This is a genomic window from Arthrobacter oryzae (assembly GCF_030718995.1).
Taxonomy (GTDB): Bacteria; Actinomycetota; Actinomycetes; order Actinomycetales; family Micrococcaceae; genus Arthrobacter; species Arthrobacter oryzae_C.
The window spans coordinates 3,707,833-3,721,725 of sequence record NZ_CP132204.1 but is presented as its reverse complement, the minus strand read 5'-3'; the positions used below and the strand labels follow the sequence as shown (position 1 = coordinate 3,721,725).

Genomic DNA, 13,893 nt, shown 5'->3' with positions numbered 1-13,893 from the left:
GATATAGCCTTGGGGAAATTCTCAAACCCCGATAAAACCGCTGCCGGCAAGCTCCTGAATCCCTGTAATTCTTCACCTACGGAGACACAATGCTGTATATGGTCCGCATGGACGTCCGCCTGCCCATAGATATGCCTCCCGAGCAAGCCAAGGAAATCAAAGACCGCGAGAAGGCCTACTCCCAGGTCCTCCAACGCGACGGGCGCTGGCGGCACATCTGGCGCGTCGTCGGCCAATACTCCAACTTCTCCGTCTTCGACGTTCCCGGTAACGACGAACTCCACGAACTCCTTTCCGGGCTGCCCCTTTTCCCCTATATGGACATCACCGTTACGCCTCTGGCGCACCACCCCTCAGACATCACCTGACGGCCGGAGAAACATCACAAAGCACGGTTCGATACCCGCAAACGACGGCGGCCGTCACCTCCGGCCGCAGCGGCTCACAGTGCGGTAATGGACAGGTTCGAGAAGAACGCCACTGTACCAATGTCAACAAAAAGCCCGATACCGCCGCGGGCTTCCCGTCCCTTGGTTTCAGGGAGATCCAGGATCTGGATCCCGTCGACACTGGCGCGCAATTCCCCTTTATGGATCGCAATGCGCAGGTGGATCCACTCGTCCGGCCCGATGTCCGCCCCCGACTCGTAACGACCGTCCGGATACTCCTCGCGGAGGCGTTCGAAGTTCCAGTCAGGGTACGCGAAATACTGCGCGGCCCGCTGGGCGCGGGGTCCCGGAGGATCTGCTTTGGCCCCGTTGAGGGGACGGACATACACTGCCTCAAAGCTGTCCAGCCCCTCCGTGATCCGGTAGGCAAGGCCCGCGAAGGCTCGTGCGTAGTCGGGAGCAGTCTCGGCGAGCCGGCTCAGGACGTCGACCTCGACGACGCCGTTCCCAAAGTCCGCAGGAATCAGGACGAAGGTGGGCTGGTCGATGTAGTCGACGCCCGGGACCCCCGAGGCAGCCGCCTCGGTCAGCTCGACTCGAAGAGCCTGTCGCCCCGCAACATCGACACTTCTGGCTGTAACCGAGTTCAACGAGGCTCCCGCGGGCAGGTCGTGCAGCGCGTGCATCGCCGTGATTTGAGGATTACTGTCACCCATTGGTGTCCCTGTCTTCCAACATTAGTGAGCGGTCATCTAAACGTCCGCCCACCGTGACCACGAGCTTTCCCGTGACGGCACCGCCCTCCATGTCCTGATGGGCGTGCACGATGTCCTCGATGTCGTACACCCGCCCTATCGGAACAGTCACTTCCCCTGCAGCCACGGCGTCCAAGAACTCCTGCAGTACAGCCGGGGGCAGGTCCTTGGCCCCTCCGGAGTACGCGGTGAGCCTAACTCCGCCGGGGATGTAGTCGATGGGGTAGAAATCCGGCACCGTCCACTCGTCGGAAAGCATGCCTGTAAAGCAAACCGTCCCGTGCACGGCGGTGGCCCTGAGGGTGTCGCGCAACGTGGGGGCGCCCACAAGCTCAACAGCACCCTCAACCCCGCCGGGAAAGATCGTGCGAACTTCCTCGGCGATGCTTCCGGTATCGATGATGGCGTGGTCCGCTCCGGCGTCGACGAGGGCCTGTGCCTTGTTCGGGTTCCTCGTGGTCGCAAGGACCGTCATGCCGCGGCGTTTCGCCAGGACAGTCAGCGCCAGGCCGACCGATGAGGTGCCGCCCCGAATCAACAGGCTGCTGCCGGGAACGGCATTAACACCGACCGTCAGCGAGCCGTACGCGGTCTGCAGCATTTCCGGAACCGCACCCAACGTGGACCAGTCAAGTGTGCTCGCGAACGGAATCACGCTCGAGGCCGGCACCGAAACGTACTCGGCGTATCCGCCGTCGAAAGTTCGCCCCATGCCGCCCATCAGCGCGGCAACCTGGGTCCCGATTGGAAACTCTCCGCCGGGGGCGTCAGCAACCACACCGGCCGCCTCGATCCCTGGAACACGGGGAAAGGACCCGAACGATCCCAGGCCGCGGCGAAAATGCAGCTCCGAGCGGTTCAGGCCGAAGGCGTGGACCTTGATGAGGACCCACCCGCGCTGTGGGCGGGGTCGCGGTACGTTCCGGATTTTGAGGGCGTCCGGCGCTCCGGGACCGTCGAGGACGACGGCACGCATCAGTTCAGGCATGGTCCTTCACTCCTTGTGCGTCTGTCCCAGCTGTGGCGTGCGATGCTGTCGGAAGGGGCATGGGCTGTTGGTCCCGTGGCGCTGCTGTCTCCGGGCCGCGTCGGATGGCTGGGATGGCAGCGAGTGCAACGATTGCGATCAGCAGGCCGGGCACCAGCGGCCAACCCGTGGATTCTGTGAGGGACTGTACGGCGTACGGGGCAATGCCGCCAAAAATCGTTGTGGCTACAGTCCCGCCGATAGCCAGCGCAGTCAGGCGGCCCCTGACATCGAACTGTTCCGGGATTGCCGAGGCCCCGACCGCGCTGAGGCTGCCGGCGAGGCAGGCAAGGACCACCGCTGCCGCTACCGCGGCGCCTGCGTTCGGTTGCCCGGCAGCAGCGAACATGGGGAGTGGAAGAACAACCGCCGCAATGGAAAGGACCAGCAGCGTCTTACGCCGCCCGTACCGGTCGGACAGCCACCCTGCCACAGGGGAAGCAAGGACGACGACGACGGCCGCGAGCGTCGCCAGCCCGAGGGCCGACGATTCGCTCCAATTCCGGACCGAGACCAGGTAGGTCGGGAGATAGATGATGCCCACATAATACGCAGCGGAACAGAGTCCGGAAATGACGAACGTACGGACTATGGCCCGCCACTGCCGCCGCAGCACACGCGGCAATGGCTCATGCTGCGCGCTAGCACGGCTTTGCAGGAACAGGGGCGTTTCCGGCAGCGCGGACCGAAGAGCCAAAATAAGTGCGGCGAGGACGCCGCCCACGATGAACGGGATCCGCCACCCCCACTGCTCCATCTCGGATGCAGACATGACCGCTACTGTCAGGGCAGAAATGCCGGCAGCAAGCAACGCGCCGAATTCACTGGCCGAAGCCGCCAGCGAAGTGACCAGGCCGCGGTTCCTCGCGCGGCTGCTCTCCAAGAGGTAGGTCATGATTCCGGTGTATTCACCGCCAACAGAGAACGCCATGAGGCATCGAATGGCAAGGAGCCACACACCAGCGGATTCGCCGACCTGGGCGTAGGTTGGCAATGCCGCCATCCCGGCTGTGGCCAGGAACATCAAAGCCATGGAGGCCAGGAGGACCGGCCGCCGCCCCCATCGGTCGCCCACGTAGCCGAACACCAGACCGCCGACGGGCCTCAGCAGATACGAGATGGCGAACGTCGCCAGCGTCATGAGGACACCCGTTGGACTGTCCCCAAAGAAGACCCGGGACAGCACGGAGCTCAGGTAGAGAAATAGCGTGAAGTCATACCACTCAACAATTGTCGACACCACGGCGATGGCCAGGCGGCCACGGGGAATGTTGGGCGCGGCTGCGCCGGGGGCGAGCAATGACGGCATGGGGGTCCTTCGGAGTGGGATGCAAGACGGCCAGCATATACATCGAAACGAGGTATATGCGAGTCAATACCTCGTTTCGACATATACGCGTCATGTAGCATGGCGTGGGTGCTGGAACTGATGATTTTGGGCTTCCTCGCGGAGGGACCGCTCCACGGCTACGAACTCCGCCGGAAGATGAGCGAACTGTACGGTTATGCACGTGAGATCAGCGATGGGAGCCTCTATCCCGCTATTCAGCGGCTGATCAAATCGGGGTCGGTGGTCCGCCGCGTAGAGAAAGGTCGCGCCGCGCAGCGCCACACGCTCGACCTAACTCCCGAAGGCAGGAAAGACCTTGAGAACCGCCTGCGCACAGCATCAGCAGGCGACATCACGGACCTTGGCCGGTTCATGGTGATTCTCGCGTTCCTCTCCCAACTTCCCGATACGGAGGATCAGCACGCAGTACTTCGCCGGCGACTTCACTTCCTCGAGTCCCCGGCAAGCTTCTTCTACGAGAATGGCCGGCCCCTGCGCAAGGCCGAACTAGACGACGTCTACCGCAAGGGAATGCTCACCATCGGCCAGGCCGCAAGCCGGGCCGAAATCGCGTGGATCCGGCAGTCGCTGGCATCCTGAATGCTCCGGCTAAACCCATAGACCATTTATGCGGCGTGCAATAGCAATGCCACCGATCGTTATCTATGCTTTAGATAGATCAACCGGGCCGCATTTGAGCTCTAGTGCGACCGGGCATCAGCATCACAGGTGAACCACAATCCAGGGATATCAGTGGAATTCAAAGAACTCGAGGCCTTCGTAGCGGTGGCGGAAGAGCTGCATTTCAGCCGGGCGGCTGAGCGGCTACAGATCGCGCAGCCGCCGCTGAGCTACAGGATCCAACAGCTGGAAAAGCAACTCAAAATCAAGCTCTTCAACCGCAACACCCGTTCGGTGACCCTCACCGACGCGGGAGAGAGGCTCCTAGGACCCGCCCGCAAGGTACTTGCCGACGTCGAACTGGCTCAAGCCGCGGCGCGCTCCCTCACGGCCGGCGAGTCCGGCCGCGTCCGCCTCGGCTTCGCAGGCGCGTCCAGCAGCAAAATCCTTCCACCGCTTGCCCAGGAGGTCCGGCGCCGCTATCCCGGTATTGATTTTGTCTTGCAGGGGCAGATTTACGCTAACGCAGCCTTGGACCAGGTGGTCAACGGCCAGCTCGACCTGGGCTTCGTCCGCCTGCCCATCCCCCACCGTGATGTCAGCTACCGGGTAGTTGAACACGAACGGCTTATCTGCGCACTGCCCTCCTCACACCCCCTCGCCGGAGAGTCGGAGGTTTCGCTGGAGCATCTCGCCGATGATTCATTCATCAGTTTTCCCGCCGAAGGCGGATCCTCCCTGCGGGCAGCCCTCATCGACTCCTGCGCCAAGGTGGGAATCACTCCAAGGATCGTGCAGGAAGCCCCAGATTCCTACACCATCCTTGCCCTGGTAGCGGCTGGCGCCGGCGCCACCCTGACACTGACGTCGGTACAGCACGTCCAGCCCACCGGAGTCGCGTATCTGCCGATCGCCGGAGACCCTATCTGGCTCCACGCCGCCATCGCTTGGCGCCGGGACAACGCCTCGCCCGCCTTGGCGCGTGTCCTCGAAGTCATCGATGACGTCTTGCCGGAGTCCGCCTTGTAGCGCTTGCAGTCAAGGCCGGTTATCCACTTTTCCAAATAAACAGACTGGTATTGGTATTTGTTGTGGCTAGAAACTCTCAGTAGCGTTCTGCAGGAGGCGCACTGGCCGTTGCGCCTAGTGAACATGCCCAACTACATACCTGCCGAAAGTTACTCATGACTCAAATCACTAACTCATTTCGGACTATGGACGGAGTGAGGCTGGCTTACGACGACGACGGCTCAGGGCCGGCTGTTTTACTGGTCCACGGATTCTCATGCCAAGCCGCACATTGGGCGTTGCAGCGAGAGGCGCTGATTGCAGCAGGTTACCGAGTCATCGGAATCGACCTCAGGCTGCATGGCCGATCCGACGCGCCCTCGCACGGACAGCGAATTTCCCGTCTCGGTAAGGACATACGGGAACTCATAGAACACCTGGACTTGGAGAGCGTTTCCTTGGTGGGACACTCAATGGGCGTGTCTGTCAGCCTCGCATACTTCAGCTTGTACGGAACAGACCGGGTGGCTGCGTTCGTTGCCGTCGATCAATCTCCAAAGATCGTCAACGACGAGACGTGGCATTGGGGGCTACGCTCGGGGCGGGAATCCGTGGGATGGTCTAACCTCTGGGACGCCGTCAACCACCGCGTGCCGTGGGGAGATCCTTCCCTCGAACCTCCGATGCCTTCGCACGTTCAGAAGCTTGTTGCCGAGGCAGGAGCACTCACCGAGTACCCCGGGGGATCCGTCCAGCAATTGATGCTGGACCACTTTTCCGCCGACTGGCGCGACGTCATTCCATCTGTCAGCGTCCCGTCCTGGGTCGTGACCGGGCGCTACTCACCCGGCTTCCCACTGGAGGGAATGCGATGGTTCGCGGACACCCTTCCCGACGCAACATTGACCGTGTTCGAGAATAGTGGCCACTGTCCTCATTGGAACGAACCTGAGGATTTCAATCATGAACTGCTCGCTTTCCTGAAAAGGTCGAGCACTTGACCACCTGAAGTTTGAGCAGGACCAGCACCGTGCACGGTGGAAACCAAAAATAGAAGTCCGCCCCCGAAACCATATATATGCTCCGGGTATCAATTACATTGAAAGACGTATTTCCCTCGACTAAACCCGCGGCATACCGTTAGTACACCCCGAATGCGGTCACGAAGAGACCATACGGCAGACATGACATAGGAGTCATCATGAGTGTTGACGCTCCCCTCCCCCGCTCCGAAGCCACCGGAACCGCCGCCGAGGCCGGCGCCGGGGCCACTGCCCGCTTCCGAGCCAACAAAACGTCCGCGGCAGGCTCATCCCAGGGCCGCGTGGCACATCTGGCCGGACGCGTTATCAAGGCCATCAATGACATTGTCCTGGAGGAGAAAGTCTCCTACGACGAATACAATGCCTTGAAAGCGTGGCTGATCAAGGTCGGTGAAGACGGCGAATGGCCCCTGTTCCTGGATGTCTGGGTCGAACACTCCGTCGAAGAAGTCGCAAACGAAAACCGGCACGGATCCAAGGGCACCATCGAGGGCCCGTATTATGTGCCCGACTCCCCTGCACAGGAGACTCCGGCAACCTTGTCCATGCGCGAGGACGAACCGGGTACGCCACTGCTGTTCCAGGGCCAAGTAACCGGCGTCGACGGCGTGCCGCTGCAGGGAGCGAAGGTGGAACTCTGGCAGGCTGACGACCTCGGATTCTATTCGCAGTTTGCTCCGGGGCTCCCCGAGTGGAATCTTCGCGGTACCGTCCTGGCCGACGATGCCGGTCATTTCCAGATCAACACGATTCAGCCTGCCCCGTATCAGATCCCGACAGACGGCGCCTGCGGACAGCTCATCGCTGCTGCTGGCTGGCACGCCTGGCGCCCGGCACACCTGCATTTGAAGGTCTCCGCTCCCGGCCACCAGCTAATCACCACTCAGCTTTACTTCCCGGGCGATCCACACAATGCCGATGACATTGCCTCGGCCGTCAAACCTGAACTCATGCTCGACGTTCAGGACCGCGAAGATGCTCCGGGCCGCGTCACAACCTATGACTTCCGACTCGACCCCGAAGTCTGATTTCTCTCCCCTTCATCCAACCAGGGTGCGGTAGCCGCATCCCAACGAAGAACCGAACGGTCCCATTACGGGGTCCGGCGTCGGCGCCCTTAGCGTGTCCGGCGCCCCTGGGGCCTCGAATAGCAAGGAGGTTAGAACATGGCAGGACGTGTTGACAGCAAGCGGATCCTTATCACGGGAGCTGGAAGCGGCATGGGGCGGGCTGTAGCTCGGCGTCTGGCCGCAGAAGGAGCAAAGGTAACAATTTTCGACCTCAACGCCGAGGCGGCCGCACAAGCAAGAGACGAAATTGCATCATCTGGTGGCACAGCGATCGCGGCTTCTGGAAACGTGGTGAACCGGGAAGACGTCGCGGCCGCAGTCTCCGCGGGGGTGGAGGCCTACGGCGGCCTTGACGTGATGTTTTCCATCGCAGGCATCATCCGTCCCATGCACTTCCTGGATGTGACAGAGGAGAACTGGCGTGCAACGCTCGACGTGAACGGCCTTGGGTCATTGATCTGCCAGCAAGAGGCCGCCAAACAGATGATTTCCCAAGGCACGGGTGGAAAGCTGATCCTCACTTCTTCGATCGCGGGCCGCCAAGGCTATCCGAGCTTTGCGCCCTACTGTGCTAGCAAATTCGCAGTCAACGCACTGGTGCAGGCAGCAGCACGGGCACTCGCTGAACACGGCATCACATGCAACGCCTTCGCTCCCGGCGTCGTCGACACACCGCTGTGGCGCAAACTCGATCTGGACATCATGGAACTTGGGGACACGTCGGCCCCGGGGCAGGCCTTTGCCGAGTTCTCGGGCGGGATTCTCGCCGGCCGTGCCGGAACGCCTGAGGACGTGACGGGCACGGCCTTGTACCTCGCCTCAGCCGACTCCGACTACATGACCGGCCAGGTCGTCATGATTGACGGCGGGATGGTGCTCGTCTGAGGAACCTAACAATGCAGCATTAGAGATAATCAGCTTGAAGCACCCCCGGACCCCCTCCGGGGGTGTTTCACGTGCTTCGCTAGGGCACAAAAACGATCTGCGACATTTTCGAGTATTTCTGTCAGTGAAATAATACCCGTCCCAATAAGTATTGGACTGCAGGTAATCCCAGTGGGATTCTTGAAACATCGACAACGATTCCGAGGAGAGCCGTGACGACTGAAACAAGCCCCAGGATTGACTGGCTGCAGGATGCCGGGTCCACGGCCGCGCCCGAGCAGACCGCTACGTCAGATATGTTCGGACGCACCGGGAGCGGGCCATTGTCCGGACTGCTGATCGCAGACTTCGGACGGGTGCTGGCCGGCCCCTACTGCACCATGCTGCTCGCGGACATGGGAGCAACCGTAGTGAAGGTCGAAAGCCCCGACGGCGACGAAACGCGCGCTTGGAAGCCTCCCGTCCGAGAGGGCCAATCCACCTACTACCTCTCGATCAACCGAAACAAGGGATCGATCTCCCTGGACCTCCGGAATCCTGACGACCGCCAGATCGCTCAGGACATCGCCGGACGCGCGGACGTTGTGGTGGAGAACTTCAAACCAAACGGGCTGGGCCGGTTTGGCCTCGACTATGACACTGTGGCAGCAACAAATCCCCGGGTGGTCTACGCGTCCATCACCGGATTTGGAACGGCCGGCGGTGCATCCCTGCCCGGTTATGACCTGCTGGTCCAGGCACTTTCCGGTCTTATGAGCCTTACTGGTGCACCGGACAGTCCCGCCTACCGGTCGGGGGTGGCAGTGTTTGACGTGATGACCGGCCTTCACGCAGCCATCGGCATTCTGGCCGCGCTCCAGGAGCGCCACCGCAGCGGGCGGGGGCAGAGGGTCGAAGTCAACCTGATGTCCTCTGCGCTTTCGGGCATGGTCAACCAGACCGCGGGATACCTGCTGAGTGGCAATGTGCCGTCCCGGCTCGGGAATGAACACCCAAGCATCTATCCGTACGAGCCATTGGCCACGGGAGAAGGTGACATCGTGATCGCCGTTGGTAACGATCCGCAGTTCCGCCGGCTGTGCCAGGCGCTCGGCTTGTCGGCTCTCAGCGACGACGCCCGGTTCGCCACGGCTCACCAACGCAGCCTGAACCGAGAAGAACTGAGGCCTCTGCTGCAGGAGGCGCTCTCCAAGCGAAGCTCTTCCGAGTGGTTCGAGGCCCTCACTGAAGCGCAGATCCCGTGCGCTCCGATCAACAATGTGCGACAGGGCCTTGACTTCGCCGAACGCATTGGACTGGATCCCGTGGTCGAGGTGGGTGAAGGCAGCGACTCGCTGCCGGGGATCCGGAACCCCATCACATTCTCAGAGACTCCGGTCAGTTACGACCTCGTCCCACCGGACCATGATGCGCACCGGGAACCAATCCTCGCATGGCTTCGAGCGACATCCCGGGACTAGCACCCGTCCCGACCGCAGCACCACCGCATTCAACAAGCTCAAACGAAAGTTCAATGATGACCACAACAGCCGATCACCAGACAGCGATCTCAGACTACTTCCGCCTGGACGAGGATCTCACACCCGAGGAGGTCGGCATCCGGGACAAGGTCCGGGAATTCGCGGAGCAGCGTGTCCTGCCCGTCATCAACGAGTACTGGGAGAAGGCCGAGTTCCCCACCGAGCTGCTGGCGCCCCTGGCCGAACTGGGGGTTATCGGCACCATCATCCAGGGTTACGGCTGCCCGGGAATGAGCCGGAAGGCCGCCGGCATGGTGGCCCGGGAGATGGCCCGCGCGGACGGCAGCCTTAACACCTTCCTCGGCATCCACTCCAACCTGTGCATGGGCGCTCTGAACATCCTCGGCAATGAAGAGCAGCGGCAACGTTGGCTTCCGGCACTGGCACGCATCGAAAAGACCGGAGCTTTCGCCCTGACCGAGCCGGACCACGGCTCAGACTCTGTGGCCCTGGAGACCAGCGCCCGCCGCGACGGCGATCACTGGGTCCTGAACGGCAACAAGCGCTGGATCGGCAACGGGCATGTGGCCGATGTCATCGTCTTGTTTGCCCGAAACACCGAGGACGGAAACGTCAACGCCTTCGTCGTCGAAAAGGACAGCGACGGCAACTACCCCCCGGGCTACTCCCCCACCGTGATCACCGGAAAGGTAGGCAAACGCGCCATCCTTCAGGCCGACATCATCATCAACGAAATGCGCCTTCCCGCCAGCAGCCGGCTTGAAGGGTGCGACTCCTTCCGCGACGTTTCCCGCGTCCTCCAGGCCACCCGCGGCGGCGCCGCCTGGGAGGCCGTAGGCCACGCGATGGCTGCCTTCGAGATCGCAGCTGACTACGCCCAGACGCGCATCCAGTTCGGCAAACCCATTGCATCGTACCAGCTGGTGCAGTCCCGGCTGGCGAACATGCTCAGCGAGCTGACCACCATGCAGCTGCTGTGCACCCGCATGGCCGAACTCGCGGACCGTGGACAGCTCACCGTCGCCCAGGCATCGATGGTCAAGATGGCCACCGCCCAGAAAGGGAAGTGGATCTGCAACGAGGCACGTGACCTGCTCGGCGGCAATGGCCTGCTCCTGGAAAACCACGTCATCCGCCACATGACCGACATGGAGGTCGTTTCTACCTACGAGGGCACCGACTCGATGCAGGCCCTGATCGTGGGCCGCGACATCACCGGCATCTCCGCCTTCAACTAATCCTCCTGACCGCAACCGGGACGTTGACCAACCCGGACAGTGACACGAACAAAGGAAAACCAAAACATGGCTGAAGCCTTTCTGATCGGCGGCGCCCGCACACCCGCTGGCCGCTACGGCGGCTCCCTGTCTTCCGTCCGACCGGACGACCTCGCGGCACTAACCGTGAGGGCCGCCGTGGAACGCGCCAGAATAGACCCCGTGACAGTCGACGAGGTCATCCTCGGCAACGCCAACGGCGCCGGCGAGGAAAACCGCAACGTCGCCCGCATGGCGTGGTTGCTCGCCGGATATCCGGACACCGTCCCAGGCATCACAGTCAACCGCCTCTGCGCCTCCGGGCTGAGCGCCGTCATCATGGCCAGCCACATGGTCAAGGCAGGCGCCGCCGACATAGTGGTCGCCGGCGGGGTGGAGTCCATGAGCCGCGCCCCCTGGGTCATGGAAAAACCGGACAAGGCGTTCGCCAAGCCGGGAGCTGTGTTCGACACGTCCATTGGCTGGCGGTTCATCAACCCCGCTTTCCTCGCCGGGCAGCACTCCCGCGACGGCAAGGCCGCATTCTCCATGCCCGAGACCGCCGAGGAAGTCGCCCGGGTCTTCGGCACGTCCCGGGACGACTGTGACGCCTTCGCCGTCCGCTCACACGAACGCGCACTGGCTGCGATAGATGCCGGCCATTTCGCCGACGAGATCGTGCCCGTAACCATCACCGGACGTAAGGGTGCCCGCACTGTCGTGGACACCGACGAGGGCCCCCGGCCCGGGACGACAGCGGATGTCCTCGCCGGTCTCCGCCCCGTCGTCAAAGGCGGCTCCGTGGTCACCGCCGGCAATGCGTCCTCGCTCAATGACGGGGCATCAGCAATCGTCGTCGCCTCCGAGGCCGCGATGAAGAAGTACGGGCTGACGCCGCGGGCCCGGATCCTGGAGGGCGGCTCGGCCGGCGTGGCTCCGGAAATCATGGGAATCGGCCCAGTCCCGGCGACACGCAGGGTTCTTGAGCGCGCGAGGCTGACTGTCGGTGATCTGGGTGCCGTGGAACTCAACGAGGCATTCGCCTCGCAGTCGCTGGCCGTCATGCGGGAGCTCAAGCTGGAAGAAGAGATCGTCAACGCCGACGGCGGCGCTATTGCCCTCGGTCACCCGCTTGGTTCCTCGGGGTCGAGGCTCGTCGTCACCCTGCTCGGGCGCATGGAACGTGAACTGGCCAGGGATGGCCGCAAGCTCGGCCTGGCAACGATGTGCGTCGGCGTCGGCCAGGGCACCGCCCTCCTGCTGGAGGGCTTGTCATGACCACTCAGCAAGTCTGTGCCACAGAAGATCCGGTAGCCAACGAAGACCCCGCGTTCCTTGACGCCTCCGCCTTCGGCACACTGCGGATTTCCGAGCGTCAGGACCGCGTCCTGGTCCGTCTGCACCGCCCGGAGGTGCGCAACGCCATCGATGCCGCAATGGCCAGCGAGCTGCACGTCGTTTGCGCCCACTTGGAAGTGACCCCTAAAACCCTCATCCTGTCGGGAACGCCGGAAAATCCGGCCACAGGAGCAAAAGCTGTCTTCGCTTCGGGAGCAGATATCGCCCAGCTGCGCGAACGCGGCCGGGACGATGCACTGGCAGGCATCAACTCGTCGCTGTTTGACCGCATTGCCAAGCTGCCTATGCCCGTTATCGCTGCCCTCGACGGGTTCGCACTGGGCGGCGGCGCCGAACTTGCCTACGCAGCCGACTTTCGGATCGGGACCCCAGGCCTGCGCCTGGGCAACCCGGAAACCGGACTCGGCATCATGGCCGCCGCCGGTGCCACCTGGCGGCTTCGCGAGCTCGTCGGTGAACCGCTCGCCAAGGAGATCCTCCTAGCCGGACGCACCATGACAGGCGGCGAGTGCCTCAGGGCGGAACTCATCACGGAACTCGTCGACCCCGGCGCCCTCCTTGACGCGGCCCACGCCCTCGCGGACCGCATCGCCCGGCAGGACCCCCTCGCAGTGCGCCTCACCAAGGCCGTGTTCCATGCCCCCCGGGAGGTCCATCCCCTTATCGACACACTCGCCCAAGGCATGCTCTTCGAATCCCAAGCGAAGTTCGACCGCATGCAGCAGTTCCTCGACAGGAAGAAGTAGCAGTGACCAATAGCACCGAAGCAACTCCCACGACCCCCTCCGGCCTCCTACCCGCAACAGTTGGCGTTCTTGGCGGCGGCCGCATGGGCGCGGGCATCGCCCACGCCTTCCTCATCAGGGGCTCGAAAGTCGTCGTCGTCGAGCGCAACGAGGAAGCCGCCCGGGGGGCGCAGGGGCGTGTCGCCGCATCCGTCGCGGCGTCGTTCGACCGTGGCTTCGTTGGGGGCGATAGTAGCGAGGTCCTCCAGAGGTTCGAGACGAGCGTCGACTACGCCGACTTCGCGTTGTGCGACCTCGTTGTTGAGGCCGTTCCCGAGGACGAAAAGCTCAAAGCAGACGCGCTCCGCGCTGTGTCGGAACACCTGTCCCCTAATGCCTACCTGGCGACCAACACGTCGTCCCTGTCGGTCAGCGGGCTAGCCGAGTCACTGGCGCGGCCGGAGTCGTTCCTGGGGCTGCATTTCTTCAACCCGGTTCCCGCCTCGACACTGATAGAGGTGGTCGTTGCGGAAAAGACCTCGGAGGAGGCACTTGCCGCCGCGAGGCGGTGGGTGTCCGGGCTGGGCAAGACCGCCGTCATTGTCCGGGACGCGCCCGGCTTTGCCTCTTCCCGCCTTGGCGTCGCCATCGCACTTGAGGCGATGCGGATGGTCGAAGAGGGAGTCGCCGCCGCCGTGGACATCGACAACGCCATGGTCCTGGGCTACAAACACCCGGTGGGGCCGCTCCGGACTACAGACATCGTCGGGTTGGACGTGCGCCTCGGCATCGCCGAGTATCTGCATTCAACCTTGGGAGAGCGCTTCGCACCGCCTCAAGTTCTTCGCGACAAGGTCGCTGCCGGTGAGCTCGGCCGTAAAACCGGCCGGGGCTTCTACGAGTGGAGTTGAATGCCGGCCGTGCATCCGTCTGAAACATCTCCC

Annotated in this window: 14 protein-coding genes; 11 read left to right on the top strand and 3 right to left on the bottom strand. The window is 62.8% G+C overall.

All coding sequences use genetic code 11. The annotated features are described in order from the left end of the window. Nucleotides 1-89 precede the first annotated feature (89 nt). Nucleotides 90-368: a muconolactone Delta-isomerase gene (gene catC, locus Q8Z05_RS16960; RefSeq protein ID WP_305940745.1), complete on the top strand. Its 279-nt coding sequence runs from the start codon at nt 90-92 to the stop codon at nt 366-368. Between the two features lie 74 nt (nt 369-442). Here catC and Q8Z05_RS16955 read toward each other — a convergent pair whose 3' ends face one another. The 3 genes from Q8Z05_RS16955 to Q8Z05_RS16945 are packed head-to-tail and all read right to left on the bottom strand — an operon-like array spanning nt 443 to nt 3,480. After that, the gene (locus Q8Z05_RS16955; RefSeq protein WP_305940744.1) at nt 443-1,105 is read right to left on the bottom strand and encodes a hypothetical protein; all 663 of its coding nucleotides are present in this window, start codon (nt 1,103-1,105) and stop codon (nt 443-445) included. After that, the gene (locus tag Q8Z05_RS16950) at nt 1,098-2,132 is read right to left on the bottom strand and encodes a zinc-binding alcohol dehydrogenase family protein (protein WP_305940743.1); all 1,035 of its coding nucleotides are present in this window, start codon (nt 2,130-2,132) and stop codon (nt 1,098-1,100) included. Before Q8Z05_RS16950 ends, Q8Z05_RS16955 begins: the two co-directional genes overlap by 8 nt. Beyond that, nucleotides 2,125-3,480, bottom strand: a complete 1,356-nt coding sequence (locus Q8Z05_RS16945; protein ID WP_305940742.1) for an MFS transporter — start codon at nt 3,478-3,480, stop codon at nt 2,125-2,127. The genes Q8Z05_RS16950 and Q8Z05_RS16945 overlap by 8 nt, the downstream gene beginning before the upstream one ends. Before the next feature lie 108 nt (nt 3,481-3,588). Between Q8Z05_RS16945 and Q8Z05_RS16940 the strand changes: the two genes are divergently transcribed. The 10 genes from Q8Z05_RS16940 to Q8Z05_RS16895 all read left to right on the top strand — a co-directional run bounded on the left by Q8Z05_RS16940 (nt 3,589) and on the right by Q8Z05_RS16895 (nt 13,860). After that, nucleotides 3,589-4,101: a PadR family transcriptional regulator gene (locus Q8Z05_RS16940; RefSeq protein WP_305940741.1), complete on the top strand. Its 513-nt coding sequence runs from the start codon at nt 3,589-3,591 to the stop codon at nt 4,099-4,101. Between the two features lie 153 nt (nt 4,102-4,254). Continuing rightward, a complete protein-coding gene (locus Q8Z05_RS16935) occupies nt 4,255-5,151 on the top strand; it encodes a LysR family transcriptional regulator (protein WP_305940740.1) in 897 nt (298 codons plus the stop codon). A 155-nt stretch (nt 5,152-5,306) separates the two neighbouring features. Then, nucleotides 5,307-6,131 (top strand): alpha/beta fold hydrolase, encoded by an 825-nt coding sequence (locus tag Q8Z05_RS16930; RefSeq protein WP_305940739.1) that lies wholly within the window; start codon nt 5,307-5,309, stop codon nt 6,129-6,131. 200 nt (nt 6,132-6,331) lie between these two features. Further along, nucleotides 6,332-7,201 (top strand): catechol 1,2-dioxygenase, encoded by an 870-nt coding sequence (catA, locus tag Q8Z05_RS16925; RefSeq protein WP_305940738.1) that lies wholly within the window; start codon nt 6,332-6,334, stop codon nt 7,199-7,201. A 138-nt stretch (nt 7,202-7,339) separates the two neighbouring features. After that, nucleotides 7,340-8,128, top strand: coding sequence for an SDR family oxidoreductase (locus Q8Z05_RS16920; protein ID WP_305940737.1), 789 nt, complete (start codon nt 7,340-7,342; stop codon nt 8,126-8,128). Nucleotides 8,129-8,340: 212 nt separating this feature from the next. Beyond that, a complete protein-coding gene (locus tag Q8Z05_RS16915; protein ID WP_305940736.1) occupies nt 8,341-9,588 on the top strand; it encodes a CaiB/BaiF CoA transferase family protein in 1,248 nt (415 codons plus the stop codon). Between the two features lie 53 nt (nt 9,589-9,641). Then, entirely contained in the window at nt 9,642-10,847 is a 1,206-nt protein-coding gene (locus Q8Z05_RS16910) for an acyl-CoA dehydrogenase family protein (protein WP_305940735.1), read from the top strand. Between the two features lie 66 nt (nt 10,848-10,913). Continuing rightward, nucleotides 10,914-12,143 (top strand): acetyl-CoA C-acyltransferase, encoded by a 1,230-nt coding sequence (locus tag Q8Z05_RS16905; RefSeq protein ID WP_305940734.1) that lies wholly within the window; start codon nt 10,914-10,916, stop codon nt 12,141-12,143. Further along, entirely contained in the window at nt 12,140-12,970 is an 831-nt protein-coding gene (locus Q8Z05_RS16900; protein WP_305940733.1) for an enoyl-CoA hydratase/isomerase family protein, read from the top strand. The genes Q8Z05_RS16905 and Q8Z05_RS16900 overlap by 4 nt, the downstream gene beginning before the upstream one ends. Nucleotides 12,971-13,053: 83 nt before the next feature. Next, entirely contained in the window at nt 13,054-13,860 is an 807-nt protein-coding gene (locus tag Q8Z05_RS16895; protein ID WP_305943605.1) for a 3-hydroxyacyl-CoA dehydrogenase family protein, read from the top strand. The last annotated feature ends 33 nt before the right edge of the window (nt 13,861-13,893 follow it).

Bases quoted from the DNA above. Each gene is read 5' to 3' on its own strand.
- catC (WP_305940745.1), top strand. From the start codon at position 90: ATGCTGTATATGGTCCGCATGGACGTCCGCCTGCCCATAGATATGCCT.
- Q8Z05_RS16955 (WP_305940744.1), bottom strand. From the start codon at position 1,105: ATGGGTGACAGTAATCCTCAAATCACGGCGATGCACGCGCTGCACGAC.
- Q8Z05_RS16950 (WP_305940743.1), bottom strand. From the start codon at position 2,132: ATGCCTGAACTGATGCGTGCCGTCGTCCTCGACGGTCCCGGAGCGCCG.
- Q8Z05_RS16945 (WP_305940742.1), bottom strand. From the start codon at position 3,480: ATGCCGTCATTGCTCGCCCCCGGCGCAGCCGCGCCCAACATTCCCCGT.
- Q8Z05_RS16930 (WP_305940739.1), top strand. From the start codon at position 5,307: ATGACTCAAATCACTAACTCATTTCGGACTATGGACGGAGTGAGGCTG.
- catA (WP_305940738.1), top strand. From the start codon at position 6,332: ATGAGTGTTGACGCTCCCCTCCCCCGCTCCGAAGCCACCGGAACCGCC.
- Q8Z05_RS16920 (WP_305940737.1), top strand. From the start codon at position 7,340: ATGGCAGGACGTGTTGACAGCAAGCGGATCCTTATCACGGGAGCTGGA.
- Q8Z05_RS16910 (WP_305940735.1), top strand. From the start codon at position 9,642: ATGATGACCACAACAGCCGATCACCAGACAGCGATCTCAGACTACTTC.
- Q8Z05_RS16905 (WP_305940734.1), top strand. From the start codon at position 10,914: ATGGCTGAAGCCTTTCTGATCGGCGGCGCCCGCACACCCGCTGGCCGC.
- Q8Z05_RS16900 (WP_305940733.1), top strand. From the start codon at position 12,140: ATGACCACTCAGCAAGTCTGTGCCACAGAAGATCCGGTAGCCAACGAA.
- Q8Z05_RS16895 (WP_305943605.1), top strand. From the start codon at position 13,054: ATGGGCGCGGGCATCGCCCACGCCTTCCTCATCAGGGGCTCGAAAGTC.